Here is an 18,789-nt window from a genome sequence, read left to right as displayed (position 1 = left end):
GGGGCGCCGTCAGCCAGAGCCAATCCATGCTGATCTGCCATTGCAACATCATCACCGAAAAGGAGATTGAGCAGACGATCGTCGATCTGCTGGATCAGGACCCCTGGCAACTGATCGTGCCGGCGAAGGTCTATCACACGATGCAAAAGCGCGGTCGCTGTTGCGGCTGCTTCCCAAATGTGGTCGAAACGATCATTCGGGTCACCGAAAATTACCACACCCGTTCGGAGGCGAGCGGCGTGGACATCGTTTCACACCTGGATCGCGTCAGAGGCCTGCGCGTCCAATATGGGAGCAGAATCCATGAAAGGCGAACCGCAGATCATCGAGCGGCTTAACGAGGCTCTGTTCCTGGAGCTTGGCGCCGTCAATCAATACTGGGTGCATTTCCGCCTGCTCGAAGATTGGGGATATGCCAAGCTGGCAAAGAAGGAACGCGCCGAATCGATCGAGGAGATGCACCATGCCGACCGGCTGGTGGCCCGTATCATCTTCCTCGAAGGGCATCCCAATTTGCAGTCCGTGGCGCCGTTGCGCATCGGCCAGAACGTCAAGGAAGTGCTCGAATCCGATCTCGCCGGCGAATATGACGCACGCACCGCCTACAAGCGTTCGCGCGAGATCTGCAACGAAGCCGGCGACTACGTGACGATGAAGCTGTTCGAGGAATTGCTGGCGGATGAGGAAGGTCACATCGACTTCCTCGAGACGCAGCTCGACCTCCTTGCCTCGATCGGCGAGGAAAAATACGGCCAGCTCAACGCCGCATCGGCGGACGAGGCGGAATAGGACCATGCAGGAATGCGGCGCCCCATAGATATTCTGCGCCGCTTGCGGCGGGCCGCCGGCCCGCTGCTCCTCAAAAACCCGCGATATCAGGCCTTTCGCGGGCTTTCGGTTGTAACCCTGGCGGCAATTTTGGCCCCGGCCCTGGCCGGATCGTCGGAACCGGTCGGCCTCGCCACGAGCCGCACCGACCTGACGCCGAAGGACCAGGCCCGCGTCCTTGCAGTTACCAGGCCAACCCAGGATTTCTCCAAGCCCGAATCCTTCGAAACGATGCAAGGCGGCGCCGGCACGTCGCGCAAGCAGGTCGACCGCGACGCCTTCTCGCAACCCTCTGAAAACATTACCTTCGAGGAACAGGGCAATTTCAAGCTCGGCAATGCGCTTTTCCGCAAGAACTGGGTGTCGTCGCCATCCTCGACCCAGGCCTCGGACGGTCTCGGACCCCTGTTCAACGAGCGCGCCTGCCAGAATTGCCATTTGAAGGATGGCCGCGGCCGCCCGCCGGCCGCCGACAGCCGCACCACGTCGATGTTCCTGCGGCTAGCGCGCGATGCGAGCACGGCCGAGGAAAAGACCGAGATCGCCGCGCACAAGGTGCTGAACTTCCCCGATCCGGTCTACGGCGCGCAGTTGCAGGGACTGGCGGTGCCCGGCCTCAAGGGCGAAGGCCGCATGTATGTCGACTATCGCGAGGAAAAGGTCACGCTCGGCGACGGCAGCGTGGTTTGGCTGCGCAAGCCGAGCTATTCGGTCGACGGGCTTGGCTACGGCCCGCTTGACCCGCGCACCACGCTGTCGCCGCGCCTGACGCCGCCAATGATCGGCCTTGGCCTGATCGAGCAGATCGCGCCGGCCGACCTCCTTGCCCATGCCGATCCCGACGACCGCGACGGCATTTCCGGCAAGCCCAACATGGTGCGTGACCTCAGCAGTGGGCAACTGACGCTTGGCCGCTTCGGTTGGAAGGCCCAGACCGCGTCGATCCGCCAGCAGGCGGCGGACGCCTTTGCCGGCGACATCGGCATTTCGACGCCGGAAGAGCCCAGTCACTGGGGCGATTGCACCGCAGCCGAAGAGGCCTGTTTGGCCATGCCCAATGGCGTGCAGAAGCGGCTCGGCCCGGTCGAGGCGCCACCACCGGTGATGGACCTCGTCACCTTCTATTCGCAGAACCTTGCGGTGCCGGCGCGGCGCGATGTCGGCGCACCCGCCGTGCTCGCCGGCAAGAAGCTGTTCTACGAGATGGGCTGCATTGCCTGTCATACGCCGAAATTCGTCACCATGCGCGGGAACAAGGCGCAGGCGTTCCAACTGATCTGGCCCTATTCCGACTTTCTGCTGCACGACATGGGGCCTGGCCTTGCCGACGGCCAGGCGGTGGGCGATGCCACGGGCAGTGAATGGCGCACCCCGCCGCTATGGGGCATCGGCCTGACAAAGACCGTCAACGGCAACGCTTTCTTCCTGCATGACGGGCGTGCGCGCACGCTTGCCGAAGCGATCCTGTGGCATGGTGGCGAGGGGCAGAAAGCGCGCGATCGCTTCGCCGCCGCCAATACGGCCGACCGCGATGCTCTCATCAAATTCCTGGAGTCATTCTGATGCTCAAGCGGGTTTTGCCTGTTCTACTCCTCCCATTGGCTCTGTTCGGTGCGTCCCCGGCATCGGCCTCGGTGAAAGCCTCCGACGTGATCCAAAGAGCGATCGACGGCTTTGTCCGCCCCGCCTATGCCAGCCTGCATGGCCATGCCGGCACCTTGGCGAAGGCCATGGACGCGCTCTGCCAGGCGCCGTCGCAGGGTAACCTCGATGCCGCGCATGCCGGATTCTCGGCCACGGTCGCAGCCTGGTCGTCGGCTGAAATCATCGGCTTCGGGCCAATCAAGGAGAACAACCGGCTGGAGCGCATGCTCTACTGGCCGGACCGAAAGAGCATCGGCCTGAAGCAGGTGCAGGCGGCGCTGGCCGGCAAGGATCCGACCGCCACCGATCCGGCGCAGCTGGCGGGCAAGAGTGTCGCGATGCAGGGATTAGGGGCGCTTGAGTTCGTGCTTTACGGCGACGGCGCCGAGACGCTCGTCGGCAAGGACGAGCCCTATCGCTGCGCCTATGGCGCGGCGATCGCCAAGAATATCGAGACCATGGCGGCCGATGTCGACGCCGCCTGGAAAAAACCGGACGGTTTTGCAGGCCTGTGGGCCAATCCCGGACCCGACAATGCGCTTTACCGCGACGGCACTGAAGCGGTGACCGAATTGGTCGGCGTGTTCATCAATGAACTCGAAATGGTGCGCGACGTGCGCCTCAAAGGTTTTCTCGGCGCCAAACCGCAGGGTGACAAGCCGAGGCAAGCGATCTACTGGCGCTCGCAAAACACCGGCCTTTCATTAGCCGGCAACCTCTCCGGCATTGATGCGCTGTTCCAGGCCTCGAAGCTCGGCGACGCGCTGCCCGAGGATAGCAGATGGATGGCGGAATCCATCCATATCCAGCTCATCAATGGCGTTGCCACTGCCAAATCCATCCAGGGTCGGATCGACAAGACGCTCGCCGATCCCGCGGAGCGCGGAAAACTCGAACATTTCGCGCTGATCACCTCCAGCCTGTCGGGCTTGATCGGCACCCGGCTAACCGCCGAGTTCGGCCTGACCGCCGGCTTTTCGTCACTGGACGGGGACTGACCAATGGTTGCGACACGCACGCCGCTGATGGACCGCCGCGATTTTCTCAGAGCTGCCGGCGCCGGCTTCGTCGCGTCAATGGCGCCGCGGGCCTGGGCGGACACGCTTGCCGCCGATGCCGTCTTTGCCACCGCCTTCGTCAAGCGCGACGGCAGCTTTGGCGCCGCTGTGTTGTCGGAAGCCGGAAAAGTATTGCATGCGATCGACCTGCCCGACCGTGGCCACGACGTCACCTTCGATCCGGTCTCGAAGCGCTCCGTGGTCTTCGCCCGGCAACCCGGCACCTTCGCCGTGGTCTTCGACCATGCCGGCCGCGAGCCGCCGCTGACCATCGTCAGCATCACCGGTCGGCATTTCTTCGGCCACGGTGTGTTTTCCACCGACGGCGCGCTGCTTTACGTCACCGAAAACAATTTCGACAATGCCGCCGGCGTCGTCGGGATCTACGACGCACGGGCCAAGTTCAGCCGCATCGGCGAGTTTCCGACCTATGGCATGGGGCCGCATGAGCTCTTGCTGCTCGGAGACGGCCGGACGATCGCCATCGCCAATGGCGGCATCGAGACCCATCCCGACTATGGCCGCGCCGAGCTCAACATCGCCACCATGAAGCCGTCCTATGTGCTGGTCGATCGCACAACCGGCGATCTCATCGAAAAGCACGAACTGCCGCCGGCTCTGCACCAGCTGTCGATTCGCCACATGGATGCCGACCCCACAGGCACCATCTGGTTCGGCTGCCAGTACCGCGGGCCGGGCACCGAGCGGCCACCGCTGGTCGGCCGCGCCACGCGCGGCAAGGGGCTGCAGCTGCTCGACATGCCGCAGGACGTGCTATCCGGCTTCCGGAATTACATCGGCTCGGTCGCCGCCAACCCGATTGCCGGCACGGTCGCGGTGTCTTCGCCGGAAGGCAATTCGCTGGCCGTCATCGACGCCGCCAGCGGCAAGATCGTCGCCACCAAGGCGCTGGTCGAGGTCTGCGGCCTGGCGCCCGACGGCCCGGGCTTCATGGCAACCACGGGTGCCGGCGAAATCATCGAAGGCAGCGGCGCGACGCGCTCCGAGCCCGACTATGTCTGGGACAACCACATGCTGCGCATCGCGCCGGCGGCGTAAGCCGTCCGGCCTGCACCGAAGCGAAGCCGCTTAACAATTTACGCGCTGGCTCTTGCGGCGGCGCGCCGTGGCGGGCAGAGGGAGACTGTTTTTCGAACCGGTCGCCCATGAAACTGCTCGCCATCGACTGTGCCGCCAATCTCTGCGCCGCTTGCGTCTATGACGCATCGGGCGACAGAGAGCTCGGCCGCTCGGTACTCGATCTCGGCAAAGGCCACGCCGAACACCTGATGGCTGTCATTGACGAAGCGTTGAAAGCGGACGGCACCGATTATGCCGGCCTTGGCGCCGTTGCGGTCTCCATCGGTCCGGGTTCCTTCACCGGCCTGCGGGTGGGCGTCTCGGCGGCGCGCGGCCTGGCGCTGGCGCTGAAGATCCCGGCGATCGGGGTAACGACACTGGAGGCGCTGGCGGCCGAGGCGAGGGCGGCATTTCCCGGCCGCCCGATCCTGGCGGCTCTCGATGCAGGCCGCGAGGAGATCCATGCGGCGTTTTACGATGCGGAAGCGATTTTGCGCTATGGTCCGGCTGTGACCACACTTGCCCAAGCCGCGGGAATGGCGGCGGACAATCGTCCGGTGCTTGCCGGCACGGCCGCCGTGCAGATCGCAGCCGCGGCCGGTCGCGATTTCGATATCGGCCCGACGGCTGCCACCGCCGACATTGCCGTCTACGCCCGGCTCGCCGCTGCAAAAGGTGAGGGCGACAAGCCGAAGCCACTCTATCTGCGCGGCGCCGATGCCAAGGCGCAGGCCGGGTTCATCCTGTTGAGGCAGGAAAAGTGATGCGCATCCCTTTCCTCCAGCCGCGCCGCAGGGACTATGCGCTCGAGCCGCTGACCATCGCCGACAGCCCGGCAGCGTCGGTGCTGCACCGCGAGGATTTCGTCCGGCCCTGGACCGATGGCGAGTTCGCCGCGTTGCTCGAACAGGAAACCGTGTTCGGCTATGCCGCGCGCGAAATCGGCCAGGGCGCCAAGCCGCCGGTCGGCTTCGTGCTGGCCAGGCTTGCAGCCGGCGAGGGCGAGATTCTGACCGTGGCGGTGGCGCGCTCGCATCGCCGCCAGGGGCTCGGCTGGCAGTTGATGGACGCGGTACTGCGCGAATTGCATGCGCAGCGGGCCGAGGCGCTGTTCCTTGAGGTCGACGAGACCAATGTCGCTGCCATCGCCCTCTACCGGCGGCTGGGTTTCCGCCAGGTCGGCCACCGCGCCAATTATTACCGCTCGACCGAACATGGTCCTACCGGCGCGCTTGTCATGCGCCGCGATCTTCGCTAGCCAAAGTTTTGGGGCAGGGCCAAGCTGCATGATCGGAAAAATCAGGATTTTCCTGGCGCTGAGCCTCGTTGTCATCGGTTCGCTGGTCCTTGTGCCTTTGCAGCTGCTGTCGATGAAGACCGGAATCTGGCGCGAGACGGTCATTCTGAAGGCCTGGCACAGCCTCATCGTCCGGACGCTCGGCCTGCGCATCCATGTCAAAGGTGCGCTGTCCAGCCAGCGCCCGCTGCTGGTCGCCTCGAACCATATCTCCTGGACCGACATCATGGTGCTGGGCTCCTTTGCCGATGTGACCTTCATCGCTCGGGCGGACATGGAGGGATGGCCGCTGATCGGCTGGCTGTCGAAACTGCAGCGTACGGTCTTCATCGAACGCGAGCGCAAGCGGACAGCTGGCGACCAGGCCAGCGAGATCGCCAGCCGCATGGCCAAGGGCGACGCCATGGTGCTGTTTGCCGAGGGCTCTACCGGCGACGGCAACACCATCCTGCCGTTCAAGAGCACCTTGTTCGGCGCCGCCTCGATGGCGATTTCGGAAGGCGCGGCCGAGCAGGTCTTCATCCAGCCGCTGGCGATTGCCTACACGCGGGTGCACGGCGTGCCTCTCGGCCGTCGCCACCGGCCGCTCGCTGCCTGGATCGGCGATCAGGACCTGATGCCGCATCTCAAGGTGCTGATGGCCGAAGGCGCCATTGACGTCGAGGTGCATTTCGGCGAGCCCATCGCCTTTTCCAAGGGCTCGAACCGCAAGGAAACGTCGAGGCTGATGGAAAGCCAGGTGCGCGCCATGATGCAGGCCGCGCTCGCCGACCCGCGCCAGAGTCGGTAGCGCAACCTAGAATCGTCTGTTTTTTGTCACGGAAAGGCGTTAGAAGCCGCCGGATGGATTTGAACACGATAGAGCGGAACGAAACCGACAGCGCCTTGCAAAGCGCTGCTGTGGCGTCCGCCTCGGCCAAAAAGGTCTTCGTCAAGACCTATGGCTGCCAGATGAATGTCTATGACTCACAGCGCATGACCGATGCGCTGGCAGCCGACGGCTACACCGCGACCGATGTCATCGCCGACGCCGACCTGGTGCTGCTCAACACCTGCCATATCAGGGAGAAGGCGGCGGAAAAGGTCTATTCTGAGCTCGGCCGCATCCGCGACATGAAGGCTGAACGCGCAGCAGTTGGGCGCGAAATGCTGATCGGCGTCGCCGGTTGCGTCGCGCAGGCCGAAGGCGCGGAAATCATCCGCCGTTCGCCTGCTGTCGATCTGGTCATCGGCCCGCAGACCTATCACCGGCTGCCCGATGTGCTGGCCCGGGTGCGTGGCGGCGAGAAGATCGTCGAGACCGAATACGCCATCGAGGACAAGTTCGAGCATCTGCCGCAGCCGAAGCGTGCCGAAATGATCAAGCGCGGCGTCACCGCCTTCCTCACGGTGCAGGAAGGCTGCGACAAATTCTGCACCTTCTGCGTCGTGCCCTATACCAGGGGCTCGGAAGTGTCGCGGCCGGTGGCGCAGATCGTCGCCGAAGCCGAGCGGCTGGCCGATGCCGGTGTGCGCGAGGTGACCCTGCTGGGGCAGAACGTCAATGCATGGCACGGCAAGGGTGAGGATGGCATGGAATGGGGGCTTGGTCGCCTGCTGTTCCGGCTAGCCGAGATTCCCGGCTTGGCGCGGCTGCGCTACACCACCAGCCATCCGCGCGACATGGACGACGAATTGATCGCTGCCCATCGTGACCTCCCGGCTTTGATGCCTTATCTGCACCTGCCGGTGCAATCCGGGTCAGACCGCATCCTCAAGGCGATGAACCGCAGGCACACGGCCAAGGACTATCTGGCGCTGCTCGAGCGCATCCGCGCTGCACGCGGCGACATCGCGCTGTCCGGTGACTTCATCGTCGGCTTCCCCGGCGAAACCGAGGCCGATTTCGAGGCGACGATGGGTCTGGTGCGCCAGGTGAACTACGCCTCGGCCTTCTCGTTCAAATATTCGCCGCGTCCCGGCACGCCGGGCGCCGATATGCCCGATCACGTGCCGGAAGCGGTCAAGGATGAACGCTTGCAACAGCTGCAGGCATTGTTGCTCAAGCAGCAGCAGGATTTCGGCCTGGGCCTGGTCGGCAGCACCATCGACACGCTGATCGAGAAGCCCGGCCGTCAGGCCGGCCAGAAGGTCGGCCGCTCGCCTTGGCTGCAGCCGGTTATTGTTGATGAAAAGGCCGGCGAAATCGGTGACATTATCCGGGTGCGAATCACGAAGACGGGCTACAATAGCCTGTTCGCCGAGTTGGCTTGATGGCCTCGGCAGATGAGGAGAGACGGTTGAGCGCTGCTGAAGTGAAGACTCTGCCCCAGAACCAGACATCCGGGGCCTCTGACATGGCGCACATCGTTCTGACTTTCGACAACAACAAGCTTGCCAGCGCCCTGTACGGCCAGTTCGACGAGAACCTGGCCCGGCTCGAGCAGAAGCTCGGCGTCGACATCCGCTCGCGCGGCAACCAGTTGACCATCAAGGGCTCGGCCTCGGCGGCCGAACAGGCGCGCCGCGCACTCGACAATCTCTACGGCATTCTCCAGAAGGGCACCGACATTGGCCAGTCCGACGTCGATGGCGCCGTGCGCATGGCCATTGCCGCCGACGACCAGCTGACGCTGCCGACGCTGGAACGCAAGGGCAAGGTTTCGGCCGCCCAGATCTCCACCCGCAAGAAGACGATCTATGCCCGTTCGCTCAACCAGGACGCCTATATGCGGGCGCTGGAGCGTTCGGAACTTGTCTTCGGCATTGGCCCCGCCGGCACCGGCAAGACCTATCTGGCGGTGGCGCATGCGGCGATGCTGCTCGAACGCGGCATGGTCGAGCGCATCATCCTGTCACGGCCGGCGGTCGAGGCCGGCGAGCGGCTGGGTTTTCTGCCCGGCGATATGAAGGAAAAGGTCGATCCGTATCTGCGGCCGCTCTATGACGCGCTTTACGACATGATGCCGGCCGACAAGGTCGAGCGCGCCATTGCCGCCGAGGTCATCGAGATCGCGCCGCTGGCCTTCATGCGCGGCCGCACGCTGGCGCATGCCGCCGTCATCCTCGACGAGGCGCAGAACACCACGCCGATGCAGATGAAGATGTTTTTGACCCGCCTCGGCGAGAATTCGCGCATGATCGTCACCGGCGATCCGACGCAGATCGATCTGCCTCCAAGCACCAAGTCGGGCCTCGTCGAAGCCTTGCGTGTCCTTGACGGCGTGGCGGGCGCGGTAACCGTGCGCTTCAACGATGTCGACGTTGTGCGCCACCCGCTGGTGGCCGAAATCGTCAGGGCCTATGACCGCGACGCCAAGCTGGCGCGCGGCCTCGGCGCCGAGAGCTGATGTGACGATGCGGGCTCATGCCTGAAGACATAAGACCTGGCGGCGGGGATAGTTCGGTTCCCGTCGAGATCGATATGTCGGTCGAGGCCGGCGACTGGCCCGATGAGGCGGCGCTGACGCGTCTGGTCGATCGCGCCGTGTCGGCCGCCTTTGCCGAAACCGCTGCTGCCGGTCCTTCCGAACTCAGCATCGTCTTTTCCGACGATGCCCATATCCGTACCCTCAATGCCGGCTGGCGCGGCAAGGACAAGGCGACCAACGTCTTGTCTTTCCCGGCTTTTCCGTTCCCCAGGGGTGGCAAGCTGCCGCCGATGCTGGGTGACATCGTGCTCGCCGCCGAGACGGTGGCGCGCGAAGCAGCCCTGGAAGACAAGCCCTTCGAGAACCATATCACCCATCTCGTCATCCACGGCCTGCTGCATTTACTGGGCTACGATCACGAGACCGATGCAGAGGCCGAGGAGATGGAAGCCATCGAGCGCTCAACGCTCGCAAGGCTTGCCATTCCCGATCCCTACACGTAATGACAAAAGACCAATTGACCGGACGACGATGAACGACAAACCAGAAACTGCCGCCCGCCCCGAGGCTGGCAGTGCGACAAAGCCTTCCGATACGACGGAAGAGGGATCGAGTCCGAGTCCCAGTTCCGGCAGCCCCGCTTCTGGTAGTATTGCCAGCGAGCCATCGCCTGCCGGTCCGTCCCTGTTCGACCGCGTCTTGGGCCTTTTCAGGCAGCGGAACGGCACCAGCCTGCGCGAGGAAATCGCCGGCGCGCTTGCCGAAACGACCAGCGATGCCGGGTCTTTCTCGCCTGGCGAACGCGCCATGCTCAACAACATATTGCGCCTGCGCGAGGTACGCGTCGAGGACGTCATGGTGCCGCGCGCCGATATTGAGGCCGTCGAGATCACCACGACGTTGGGCGATCTGCTCGGTCTGTTCGAGCAGTCCGGCCATTCCCGCATGCCGGTCTATTCCGAGACGCTCGACGATCCGCGCGGCATGGTTCACATCCGCGACGTGCTGGCCCACATCACCAAGGTCGCCCGGGTCAAGAAGGGCAGAACATCCAGGAAGACGCCGGCAACGACGCTTCTCGACCTCGCCCAGGTCGATCTCGGCCGCACCATCGGCGACCTCAATCTGATCCGCCCGGTGCTGTTCGTGCCGCCCTCGATGCTTGCCTCCGACCTGATGGGCCATATGCAGACGACGCGAACCCAGATGGCGCTGGTCATCGACGAATATGGCGGCACCGATGGTCTCGCCTCGCTGGAAGACATCGTCGAGATGGTCGTCGGCGATATCGAGGACGAGCATGACGAGGACGAGCCGCTGATCACCCAGACCGGCGAGGGCGTGTTCGTCGTCGACGGCAAGGCCGAGATCGACGAGGTCGCCAAGATGATCGGCGAGGACTTTACCGCCGGTGAGCATGGTGAATATGTCGACACGATCGGCGGCATGATTTTCAACACGCTCGGTCGCGTGCCCGCGCGTGGTGAGGTTGTGCAAGCCATCCCCGGCTTCGAATTCCACGTGCTCGACGCCGATCCGCGCCGCGTCAAGCGGGTGCGCATCGTCCAGAACCAGAAGGGCGAGCGTCGCCGCCGCGTGACCGCCCCCCGCACCGAGCAGGCCTAGGACAGAACGTCGCCCGGCCGATGACGATCGACGATCCCTTCAAGCACTCAACCTTTGGCTCGGGTGTCTTCTACAAGGACCCGCGAGCCGCATTGAAATGGCTCGAAACGGCCTTCGGCTTCGAGCCGAGCATGGTGGTCAGCGATGCCGACGGACGGCTGGTCCATGCCGAAATGCGTTTTGGCGACGGCTACATCATCGTCGATTCCGAATGGGCCGATCATATTGCCAGTCCGGTAAGCGTCGGCGGCAAGAACACTCAGTCGGTCTGTGTGCGTCTGAAAGACGGCCTGGACGTGCATTGTGAGCGGGCAATGGCGGCTGGAGCCCAAATCGTCGAGGAGCCTGCCGACCATTTCTACGGCGAACGGCAGTATCGGGCGCGCGACCCCGAAGGCCATGTCTGGACCTTCTCCCAGACCTTGCGCACCGTGCCGCGCGAGGAGGCCGAGCAACTGAGCGGGCTAACCATCGAGGGATGGCACCGATAGCGCAGCGATCGGCCGGTTCGCGTTTCAATAAATCTGATAAATCTTGGCTCTTGATTCGCGCGACCTGGGAAGTCTGTATGGAGCGCCTTGCCGGCCGGATAATTCTGCTTTGGGGCTGGCGGCGCGCGCTGGTGGCGTTTCTTGCCGGGGCGCTGGCGGTGCTCGCCCAGGCGCCTTACGATTTCTTCGCCGTCTGTTTCGTCTCGTTTCCACTGCTGGTCTGGCTGCTCGACGGCGCCACCGGCGAGGCTTCCGACGGCTGGCTCAGGCGCCTGCGGCCGGCTTTTGCCATCGGCTGGTGGTTCGGCTTCGGCAATTTCCTCGCCGGCCTGTGGTGGATCGGCGAGGCGCTTCTGGTCGAGGCCGACAGTTTCGCCTGGGCCTTACCCTTCGCGGTCGTCGGCATTCCTTTGGCGCTGGCATTTTTCTACGGCTTCGCCACCGTCGTCGCGCGGCTGTTATGGACCAACGACATTGGCCGCATTGCCGCCCTTGCCTTTGCTTTTGGCCTGACGGAATGGCTGCGCGGCTTCCTGTTCACCGGCTTTCCCTGGAACGCCGTCGGTTATGCGGCGATGCCCGTGCCGCTGTTGATGCAAAGCGTGTCGGTGACCGGCATGGTCGGCATGAATGCGCTGGCGGTCTTTGTCTTCGCCATCCCGGCCTTGCTTGCAGCACGCCGGCATGTCCGTCTCGGTGTGGTCCTGCTTGCCATTCTCGTCGCCGCCCATGCCGGCTTCGGCTATGTCAGGCTCGCGACCCCCGACAAGCCGACAACCCGCACTCTCGATGTCCGTATCGTGCAACCGGATGTCGACCTCAGCGAAAAATGGGACGCCTCGGTGCGCGACCGCATCTTCGCCACGATGATGGGCCTGTCGGCCGCAGCGCTCGATCCCGGTCATGACAAACCGCAGTTGATCCTGTGGCCGGAGACCTCGGTACCCTTCCTGTTCACTGAGCGTCCGGACGCGCTGACCGCGCTCGGCGACATGCTGCAGCCTGGTCAGATGCTGATTGCCGGCGTCGTGCGCGAGGAGCGCGGATCCGGGGCGGACGCCGACAGCCGCTACTACAATTCGGTGGTGGCGATCGATGACAAGGGCGAAATCGCTGATGCCGTCGACAAGGTCCATCTGGTGCCGTTCGGCGAGTATCTGCCGTTTTCCGGTCTGCTCAGCCGCTTCGGCATCGGACAGCTCGTCGCCGGGCCGATGAACTTCGCCGCCGGCAACGAGCGCCATCCGATCGCTCTGCCCGGCGGCATCAGCGCCTTGCCGTTTATTTGCTACGAGGTGATCTTTCCTGATCTTGTGGCTGTTGACGCAACGTCATCCCAGCTTATTGTAAACGTCACCAACGACGCATGGTTCGGCGACACGCCTGGGCCGTACCAGCATTTCAGGCAGGCTCAGATTCGCGCGGTGGAAAACGGATTGCCGCTGTTGCGCGCCGCCAACAACGGCATTTCCGCCGTTGTCGATACGCGGGGACGCATCGTCGACGCATTGGCGGTCGATGCACGTGGCGCCATCGACGTGCGGGTGCCGATCTCCGGCCAAGCCTTCATCTCCGCCGCGGGGCGGCGCATTAACGGAATGCTGATCATGTTGGTGTTTGCCGCAATCGCCCTCAGCTTGAACGTAAGGCAACGGCTACGGGTGAATTGACAGTCGACACATTAGAAACTCATACTGTTGCCGCCTAATTTTCTCGAAGTCGGTTGGTGTTTCTGTTGGGGCAGTTGGCTCCGGCATCGTTTGGGCGAGAAAAATAGAAAAGGCCGGAAAAATTCGGCGAGGAAAAAATGACAGAAGAAAACAAGAAGAAACCGAATCCGATCGACATCCATGTCGGAAGTCGCGTCCGCCTTCGGCGCAATATGCTTGGAATGAGCCAGGAAAAGCTTGGTGAAAATCTCGGTATTACGTTTCAGCAGATCCAAAAGTATGAAAAAGGAACGAACCGCGTCGGCGCCAGCCGTCTGCAGGCAATAGCCTCGATACTCAGCGTGCCTGTCGCCTTCTTTTTCGAGGATGCGCCAGGGCAGGAGCCGGTGGGTAGAGGATTTGCCGAGGACACTTCGATGGCTTTCGCCGTCGAATTCTGCGGCAGTCCGGAAGGGCTTCAGCTCAACCGCGCGTTCGTCAAGATCGCGGATGTGAAGGTGCGCCGCCGGATTATCGACCTTGTGAAGTCCCTTTCTGCCGAAGATGCCGAGTGATTCGGTGGGTCGATTGACCCATTGGCCCCAGTAATCCCCCGGGCCCGAGTAGCCCAGAGGCTCGACTGCCGGCGGTGCCAGCCGCCGGTGGTACAAGATATATTGCTTCGGCACTCATGCCAGAACCGCGGCACCGCTTGACGAGCGGCGCCCGGCACCGTTAACACGTGGCGCGCCAAAATCGGCAGCCCTGCCGATCGTTTTTTCAAGAGGGGACACCCGTGACGCGGCAGAACTACTTCTTCACCTCGGAATCCGTGGCCGAGGGTCATCCCGATAAAGTCTGTGACCGCATCTCGGACGAGATCGTCGATCTGGTCTATCGCGAGGCCAAGAAGACCGGCATGGACCCGTGGAAAGTCCGCGTCGCCTGCGAGACGCTCGCCACCACCAACCGCGTCGTCATCGCCGGCGAAGTAAGGGTTCCCGATACTCTGCTGAAGCGGGACAAAGCCGGCAACATCCTCAAGGACGCCGCCGGGCATTCGGTCGTCAACCCGGCCAAGTTCAAGTCGGTCGCCCGCAAGGCGATCCGCGAAATCGGCTACGAGCAGGCCGGCTTCCACTGGAAGACGGCAAAGATCGAGGTTCTGCTGCACGGCCAGTCGCCCGACATCGGCCAGGGCGTCGACAACGCCGCCGACCGCCAGGGCGAAGAGGGTGCCGGCGACCAGGGCATCATGTTCGGCTATGCCTGCCGCGAGACCCCGGACCTGATGCCGGCGCCGATCTATTACAGCCACAAGATTCTCGAACTGCTCGCCGCTGCCCGTCACGAAAACAACGGCGAAGCCGGCAAGCTCGGACCCGACGCCAAGAGCCAGGTCACCGTTCGCTATGTCGATGGCAAAGCCGCCGAAGCGACGCAGATCGTGCTGTCGACGCAGCATCTCGACGCGACCTGGGATTCCAAGAAGGTCCGCAAGGTCGTTGAGCCTTACATCCGTGAGGCGCTCGGCGACCTCAAGATCGCCGACGATTGCATGTGGTACATCAACCCGACGGGCAAGTTCGTCATCGGTGGACCGGACGGCGACGCCGGCCTGACCGGCCGCAAGATCATCGTCGACACCTACGGTGGTGCTGCCCCGCACGGCGGCGGCGCCTTCTCCGGCAAGGACACCACCAAGGTCGACCGCTCCGCCGCCTATGCGGCGCGCTATCTCGCCAAAAATGTAGTGGCGGCCAAGCTCGCCGACCGCTGCACCATCCAGCTGTCCTACGCCATCGGCGTTGCCCAGCCGCTGTCGGTCTATGTCGACCTGCACGGCACCGGCAAGGTCGACGAGGCCAAGCTCGAGGAAGCGCTGCGCACGGTGATGGATTTGTCGCCATCCGGCATCCGCAGGCATCTCGACCTCAACAAGCCGATCTACGCAAAGACCTCGTCTTACGGCCATTTCGGCCGCAAGGCCGGCCGAGACGGGTCCTTCTCCTGGGAAAAGACCGATCTGGCCAAGGCGCTCAAGGACGCGATCGCTGCTTAGGCATGATTCCAAAAAGTGGTACCGGTTTTTTGGAAAAGATCATGCTCCAACAAAGGATTAGATTGAGATGAGATTTCAGCCAAATCTCATCTCAATCCCAAATCTCATCTCAATCTAAGCGCGGCGCGCGACCAGGCCATGGATCCACAGGACAGGCGGAGCCGCGCGACCGAAGGGTTCTTCGGCCGCCGGCACGGCAAGACCATTCGCCCGCAGCAGGCCGCGGCGCTGGAAAGCGGTCTTGGAGCGTATGGCCTCGACCTCTCCGTCCAGGCACCGGCAGAATTGCGCGCGCTATTCTCAGCGGATGTTTCAACGGTTCGGCTGGAAATCGGCTTCGGCGGCGGTGAGCATCTGCTGCACCGTGCCAGGGAGGCACCGGCGACCGGCTTCATCGGTGTCGAGCCGTTCGTCAACGGCATGGCCAAGTTGATGATGGCGGTGCGGGAAAGGCCGCTTGCCAATCTTCGCGTTTATGACGACGACGCCACGCGCCTGCTCGATTGGTTGCCGCAGGCGTCGCTCGACGGCATCGATCTGCTCTACCCCGATCCCTGGCCGAAGAAAAAGCACTGGAAGCGGCGTTTTGTCAGCCCGCTCAACCTCGATCGGTTCGCGCGCGTGCTGAAGCCGGGCGGAAAATTCCGCTTCGCATCCGACATCGACACCTATGTGAACTGGACCTTGTTGCACTGTCGGGCGCATGGCGGGCTCCTCTGGCAGGTGCAAGATGGGGCCGACTGGCATCGGCCCTATGAAGGCTGGCCGGGCACACGCTACGAGGCAAAAGCCATTCGCGAGGGCCGACGGCCGGCCTATCTCACCTTCATAAGAAAATAGTTCGATGCGGGAAAGTGTCCCGCATCGACAGCCGGTCTGGCTTCAGAAACGGCCGATCTTGCCGAAAGCGGTCGGGTCCATGCCGAGCCGGCGCAGATCGTTGGCGCGCGGCTTGCGGCCGGCTTCGACGGCCCGCGAGGCGGCAACGGCGCTGCCGAAAAGGGCAAAGGCGTCGCCTATGGCGGAAAACACGGTACGGTTGCTCATTGTCTTGACCTTTCGCGCGCCACCGCGCGCTCATCTTAATTTGTGCAGTGCAGCATAGATAGCAAGTGACATCCGGGATCACAGGGCCGTTACCGCATGGCCGGCATGCGCCCCGCGCAATCCTGCCAGCCGTCGCCGGCTGCAGCTCTGCCCGGCCCGTCAACAGACTTGAAACACTGGCCGGGATCGTTTATATCAGCCTCAAATTCTTGGTCGGTATGACGAAGAGTGGGTCCACCCGGTCCCGCTCTTTTTTATTACCTGCCGGTCAGCCATCAGCAAAGAGATGGTTCGGGACGACGATCATCCTGATCCAGAGAACGACAGGAACCGCATGACTGCAACGGCAAGCGAAGCCGACGACCGCATCATCCGCGAAAGCGGTATCGATGCGCGCATCGCGCTGATCGTTCAGCCGGTGTTGCGAGGCATTGGCTTCCGCCTCGTGCGGGTGCATCTGTCGGGCCAGAACGGCCTGACGCTGCAGATCATGGCCGAACGCGAGGACGGCACCATGACCGTCGAGGATTGCGAAGAGGTCAGCCGCGCTGTGTCGCCGGCGCTCGACGTCGATGACCCGATCGAGAAGGCCTATCATCTCGAAGTGTCGTCGCCGGGCATCGACCGGCCGCTGGTACGCAAGTCGGATTTCGTCACCTGGACCGGCCATCTGGTGAAGATGGAAACCTCGGTGCCGGTCGCCGACCGCAAGCGCTTCAAGGGCAAGATCGCCGAAGCCGGCGAAGACGACATGCTGCTCGAGCGCGACAAGGCCGCCTACGGCGAAGAGCCGACGGTTCGCATTCCTTATGACGCGATCGCCGATGTGCGGCTGATCCTCACCGACGACCTTATTCGCGATGCCCTTTCGAAGGACAACCGGGAACGCAAGGAAGCCAAGAAACGCCGCGGCGAAGCTGATGATGCACCCGAAGGTGCTGAAGGCGGCGCGGAAGACGAAATCGAACAGGAACTATGATGAGCGGCCGGGCCTAAAAGCTCGGCAACAAGCTCGGGAGAAATAAGATGGTTGTAAGCGCCAACAGACTTGAACTGCTGCAGATCGCCGACGCGGTGGCGCGTGAAAAGTCGATCGACAAGTCGATCGTCATTGCCGCCATGGCTGATGCGATCCAGAAGGCCGCGCGCTCGCGCTACGGCCAGGAAACCAACATCCGCGCCGACATCAACGCCAACACCGGCGAGATGAAGCTGCAGCGGCTGATGGAAGTGGTCGAGAAGGTCGACGACTACGCCACCCAGATCGCCATTTCCTCGGCCCGCGAGCGCAATCCGGACGCCCAGCTTGGCGACTTCATCGCCGAACAGCTGCCGCCAATGGATTTCGGCCGCATCGCCGCCCAGTCAGCCAAGCAGGTCATCGTGCAGAAAGTGCGCGAGGCCGAGCGCGACCGCCAGTATGACGAATACAAGGACCGCATCGGCGAGATAGTCAACGGCACCGTCAAGCGCGTCGAATATGGCAACGTCATCGTCGATCTCGGCCGTGGCGAGGCGATTATCCGCCGCGACGAGCTGATCCCGCGTGAAAACTACAAGTACGGCGACCGCGTCCGCGCCTATGTCTACGACGTGCGCCGCGAACAGCGCGGCCCGCAGATATTCCTGTCGCGCACCCATCCGCAGTTCATGGCCAAGCTCTTCACCATGGAAGTGCCGGAAATCTATGACGGCATCATCGAGATCAAGTCGGTCGCCCGCGATCCAGGCTCGCGCGCCAAGATCGCCGTCATTTCGCGTGACTCGTCGATCGATCCGGTCGGCGCCTGCGTCGGTATGCGCGGCAGCCGCGTCCAGGCCGTGGTCGGCGAATTGCAGGGCGAAAAGATCGACATCATCCCGTGGTCGCCTTCGGCTGCCTCCTTCATCGTCAACGCGCTGCAGCCGGCGGAAGTCGCCAAGGTCGTGCTCGACGAGGATGCCGAGCGCATCGAAGTGGTGGTTCCCGATGACCAGCTGTCGCTTGCCATCGGTCGTCGTGGCCAGAACGTGCGTCTTGCCTCGCAGCTCACCGGCTGGGACATCGACATCCTGACCGAGGCCGAGGAATCCGAGCGCCGCCAGAAGGAATTCGTCGAACGCTCGTCGCTGTTCATGGAAGCCCTTGATGTCGACGAGATGGTCGGCCAGGTGTTGGCCTCCGAAGGCTTCACCAGCGTCGAGGAAGTTGCCTATGTCGATTCGGGCGAGATCGCCTCGATCGACGGTTTCGACGAAGACACCGCTTCGGAGATCCAGACCCGCGCCCGCGAATATCTGGAGAAGATCGAAGCCGAGCATGACGACAAGCGCAAGGCGCTGGGCGTCACCGACGAACTGCGCGAGATCCCTGGCGTCACCACCGCCATGATGGTGACGCTCGGCGAGGATGGCGTGAAGACGATCGAGGATTTCGCCGGCTATGCCGCCGACGACCTGACCGGCTGGAAGGAACGCAAGGACGGCGAGACCAAGGTATTCCCGGGTGTGCTCGCCAATCACGGCGTGTCGCGCGCCGACGCCGAGCAGATGGTTCTGGCAGCCCGCCTCAAGGCCGGCTGGATCACCGAAGACGAGCTTGCAGCCGAACAGGTCCCGGCTGACGAAGCCGTTGGTGCGTGAGGTGAAACCGCATCGCACACAACCCGCCCCAGGAC

General features: G+C 63.3%; 20 protein-coding genes. 19 read left to right on the top strand and 1 reads right to left on the bottom strand.

Features of this window, described 5'->3' with window-relative positions:
* Positions 1 to 26: 26 nt before the first annotated feature.
* The 17 genes from NKI61_RS00780 (at position 27) to trmB (ending at position 15,925) form a co-directional block, all read left to right on the top strand.
* Positions 27 to 338, top strand: a complete 312-nt coding sequence (locus NKI61_RS00780) for a (2Fe-2S)-binding protein (RefSeq protein ID WP_023669536.1) — start codon at positions 27 to 29, stop codon at positions 336 to 338.
* Complete coding sequence (gene bfr, locus NKI61_RS00775; protein WP_023669537.1) at positions 304 to 789, top strand: bacterioferritin; 486 nt, start codon at positions 304 to 306, stop codon at positions 787 to 789. The genes NKI61_RS00780 and bfr overlap by 35 nt, the downstream gene beginning before the upstream one ends.
* A gap of 12 nt (positions 790 to 801) precedes the next feature.
* A complete protein-coding gene (locus tag NKI61_RS00770) occupies positions 802 to 2,391 on the top strand; it encodes a di-heme oxidoreductase family protein (RefSeq protein ID WP_023745262.1) in 1,590 nt (529 codons plus the stop codon).
* Positions 2,391 to 3,470, top strand: a complete 1,080-nt coding sequence (locus tag NKI61_RS00765; protein WP_023682016.1) for an imelysin family protein — start codon at positions 2,391 to 2,393, stop codon at positions 3,468 to 3,470. The genes NKI61_RS00770 and NKI61_RS00765 overlap by 1 nt, the downstream gene beginning before the upstream one ends.
* Positions 3,471 to 3,473: 3 nt before the next feature.
* Positions 3,474 to 4,589: a DUF1513 domain-containing protein gene (locus tag NKI61_RS00760; RefSeq protein WP_023726870.1), complete on the top strand. Its 1,116-nt coding sequence runs from the start codon at positions 3,474 to 3,476 to the stop codon at positions 4,587 to 4,589.
* 107 nt (positions 4,590 to 4,696) lie between these two features.
* Positions 4,697 to 5,374 carry a tRNA (adenosine(37)-N6)-threonylcarbamoyltransferase complex dimerization subunit type 1 TsaB gene (tsaB, locus tag NKI61_RS00755; protein ID WP_023711441.1) on the top strand — a complete coding sequence of 226 codons (678 nt, stop codon included), beginning with the start codon at positions 4,697 to 4,699 and terminating at the stop codon, positions 5,372 to 5,374.
* Complete coding sequence (gene rimI, locus NKI61_RS00750) at positions 5,374 to 5,868, top strand: ribosomal protein S18-alanine N-acetyltransferase (protein WP_023669542.1); 495 nt, start codon at positions 5,374 to 5,376, stop codon at positions 5,866 to 5,868. The genes tsaB and rimI overlap by 1 nt, the downstream gene beginning before the upstream one ends.
* A 28-nt stretch (positions 5,869 to 5,896) precedes the next feature.
* The gene (gene olsA / locus NKI61_RS00745; protein WP_023696735.1) at positions 5,897 to 6,697 is read left to right on the top strand and encodes a lyso-ornithine lipid O-acyltransferase; all 801 of its coding nucleotides are present in this window, start codon (positions 5,897 to 5,899) and stop codon (positions 6,695 to 6,697) included.
* A gap of 53 nt (positions 6,698 to 6,750) precedes the next feature.
* Complete coding sequence (gene miaB, locus NKI61_RS00740; protein ID WP_023688746.1) at positions 6,751 to 8,160, top strand: tRNA (N6-isopentenyl adenosine(37)-C2)-methylthiotransferase MiaB; 1,410 nt, start codon at positions 6,751 to 6,753, stop codon at positions 8,158 to 8,160.
* 83 nt (positions 8,161 to 8,243) lie between these two features.
* The gene (locus tag NKI61_RS00735; RefSeq protein WP_027049340.1) at positions 8,244 to 9,236 is read left to right on the top strand and encodes a PhoH family protein; all 993 of its coding nucleotides are present in this window, start codon (positions 8,244 to 8,246) and stop codon (positions 9,234 to 9,236) included.
* A gap of 17 nt (positions 9,237 to 9,253) precedes the next feature.
* Complete coding sequence (gene ybeY / locus NKI61_RS00730; protein WP_023703484.1) at positions 9,254 to 9,760, top strand: rRNA maturation RNase YbeY; 507 nt, start codon at positions 9,254 to 9,256, stop codon at positions 9,758 to 9,760.
* Positions 9,761 to 9,788: 28 nt separating this feature from the next.
* A complete protein-coding gene (locus NKI61_RS00725) occupies positions 9,789 to 10,883 on the top strand; it encodes a hemolysin family protein (protein ID WP_023682011.1) in 1,095 nt (364 codons plus the stop codon).
* Between the two features lie 20 nt (positions 10,884 to 10,903).
* A complete protein-coding gene (locus NKI61_RS00720; protein ID WP_352838660.1) occupies positions 10,904 to 11,374 on the top strand; it encodes a VOC family protein in 471 nt (156 codons plus the stop codon).
* 77 nt (positions 11,375 to 11,451) lie between these two features.
* Positions 11,452 to 13,044: an apolipoprotein N-acyltransferase gene (gene lnt, locus NKI61_RS00715; RefSeq protein WP_352838659.1), complete on the top strand. Its 1,593-nt coding sequence runs from the start codon at positions 11,452 to 11,454 to the stop codon at positions 13,042 to 13,044.
* A 137-nt stretch (positions 13,045 to 13,181) separates the two neighbouring features.
* The gene (locus tag NKI61_RS00710; RefSeq protein WP_352838658.1) at positions 13,182 to 13,598 is read left to right on the top strand and encodes a helix-turn-helix domain-containing protein; all 417 of its coding nucleotides are present in this window, start codon (positions 13,182 to 13,184) and stop codon (positions 13,596 to 13,598) included.
* Between the two features lie 221 nt (positions 13,599 to 13,819).
* Positions 13,820 to 15,085, top strand: a complete 1,266-nt coding sequence (metK, locus tag NKI61_RS00705) for a methionine adenosyltransferase (RefSeq protein WP_023669551.1) — start codon at positions 13,820 to 13,822, stop codon at positions 15,083 to 15,085.
* A gap of 138 nt (positions 15,086 to 15,223) precedes the next feature.
* The gene (gene trmB, locus NKI61_RS00700) at positions 15,224 to 15,925 is read left to right on the top strand and encodes a tRNA (guanine(46)-N(7))-methyltransferase TrmB (protein WP_352838657.1); all 702 of its coding nucleotides are present in this window, start codon (positions 15,224 to 15,226) and stop codon (positions 15,923 to 15,925) included.
* A 42-nt stretch (positions 15,926 to 15,967) separates the two neighbouring features.
* On the opposite strand, the gene NKI61_RS00695 is transcribed toward trmB, so the two are convergent.
* On the bottom strand, positions 15,968 to 16,132 hold the full coding sequence (locus tag NKI61_RS00695) for a hypothetical protein (RefSeq protein ID WP_023669553.1): 165 nt from the start codon (positions 16,130 to 16,132) through the stop codon (positions 15,968 to 15,970).
* Between the two features lie 334 nt (positions 16,133 to 16,466).
* Here NKI61_RS00695 and rimP point away from each other — a divergent pair, with 334 nt between their 5' ends.
* Positions 16,467 to 17,111 carry a ribosome maturation factor RimP gene (gene rimP, locus NKI61_RS00690; RefSeq protein WP_023669554.1) on the top strand — a complete coding sequence of 215 codons (645 nt, stop codon included), beginning with the start codon at positions 16,467 to 16,469 and terminating at the stop codon, positions 17,109 to 17,111.
* A 47-nt stretch (positions 17,112 to 17,158) separates the two neighbouring features.
* The gene (gene nusA / locus NKI61_RS00685) at positions 17,159 to 18,754 is read left to right on the top strand and encodes a transcription termination factor NusA (protein WP_023669555.1); all 1,596 of its coding nucleotides are present in this window, start codon (positions 17,159 to 17,161) and stop codon (positions 18,752 to 18,754) included.
* Positions 18,755 to 18,789 lie beyond the last annotated feature (35 nt).

This window comes from Mesorhizobium sp. M0514, from assembly GCF_040321145.1.
Lineage (GTDB): Bacteria > Pseudomonadota > Alphaproteobacteria > Rhizobiales > Rhizobiaceae > Mesorhizobium.
The sequence above is the reverse complement of the archived record's forward strand: the minus strand, read 5'-3'. Positions and strand labels throughout refer to the sequence as shown.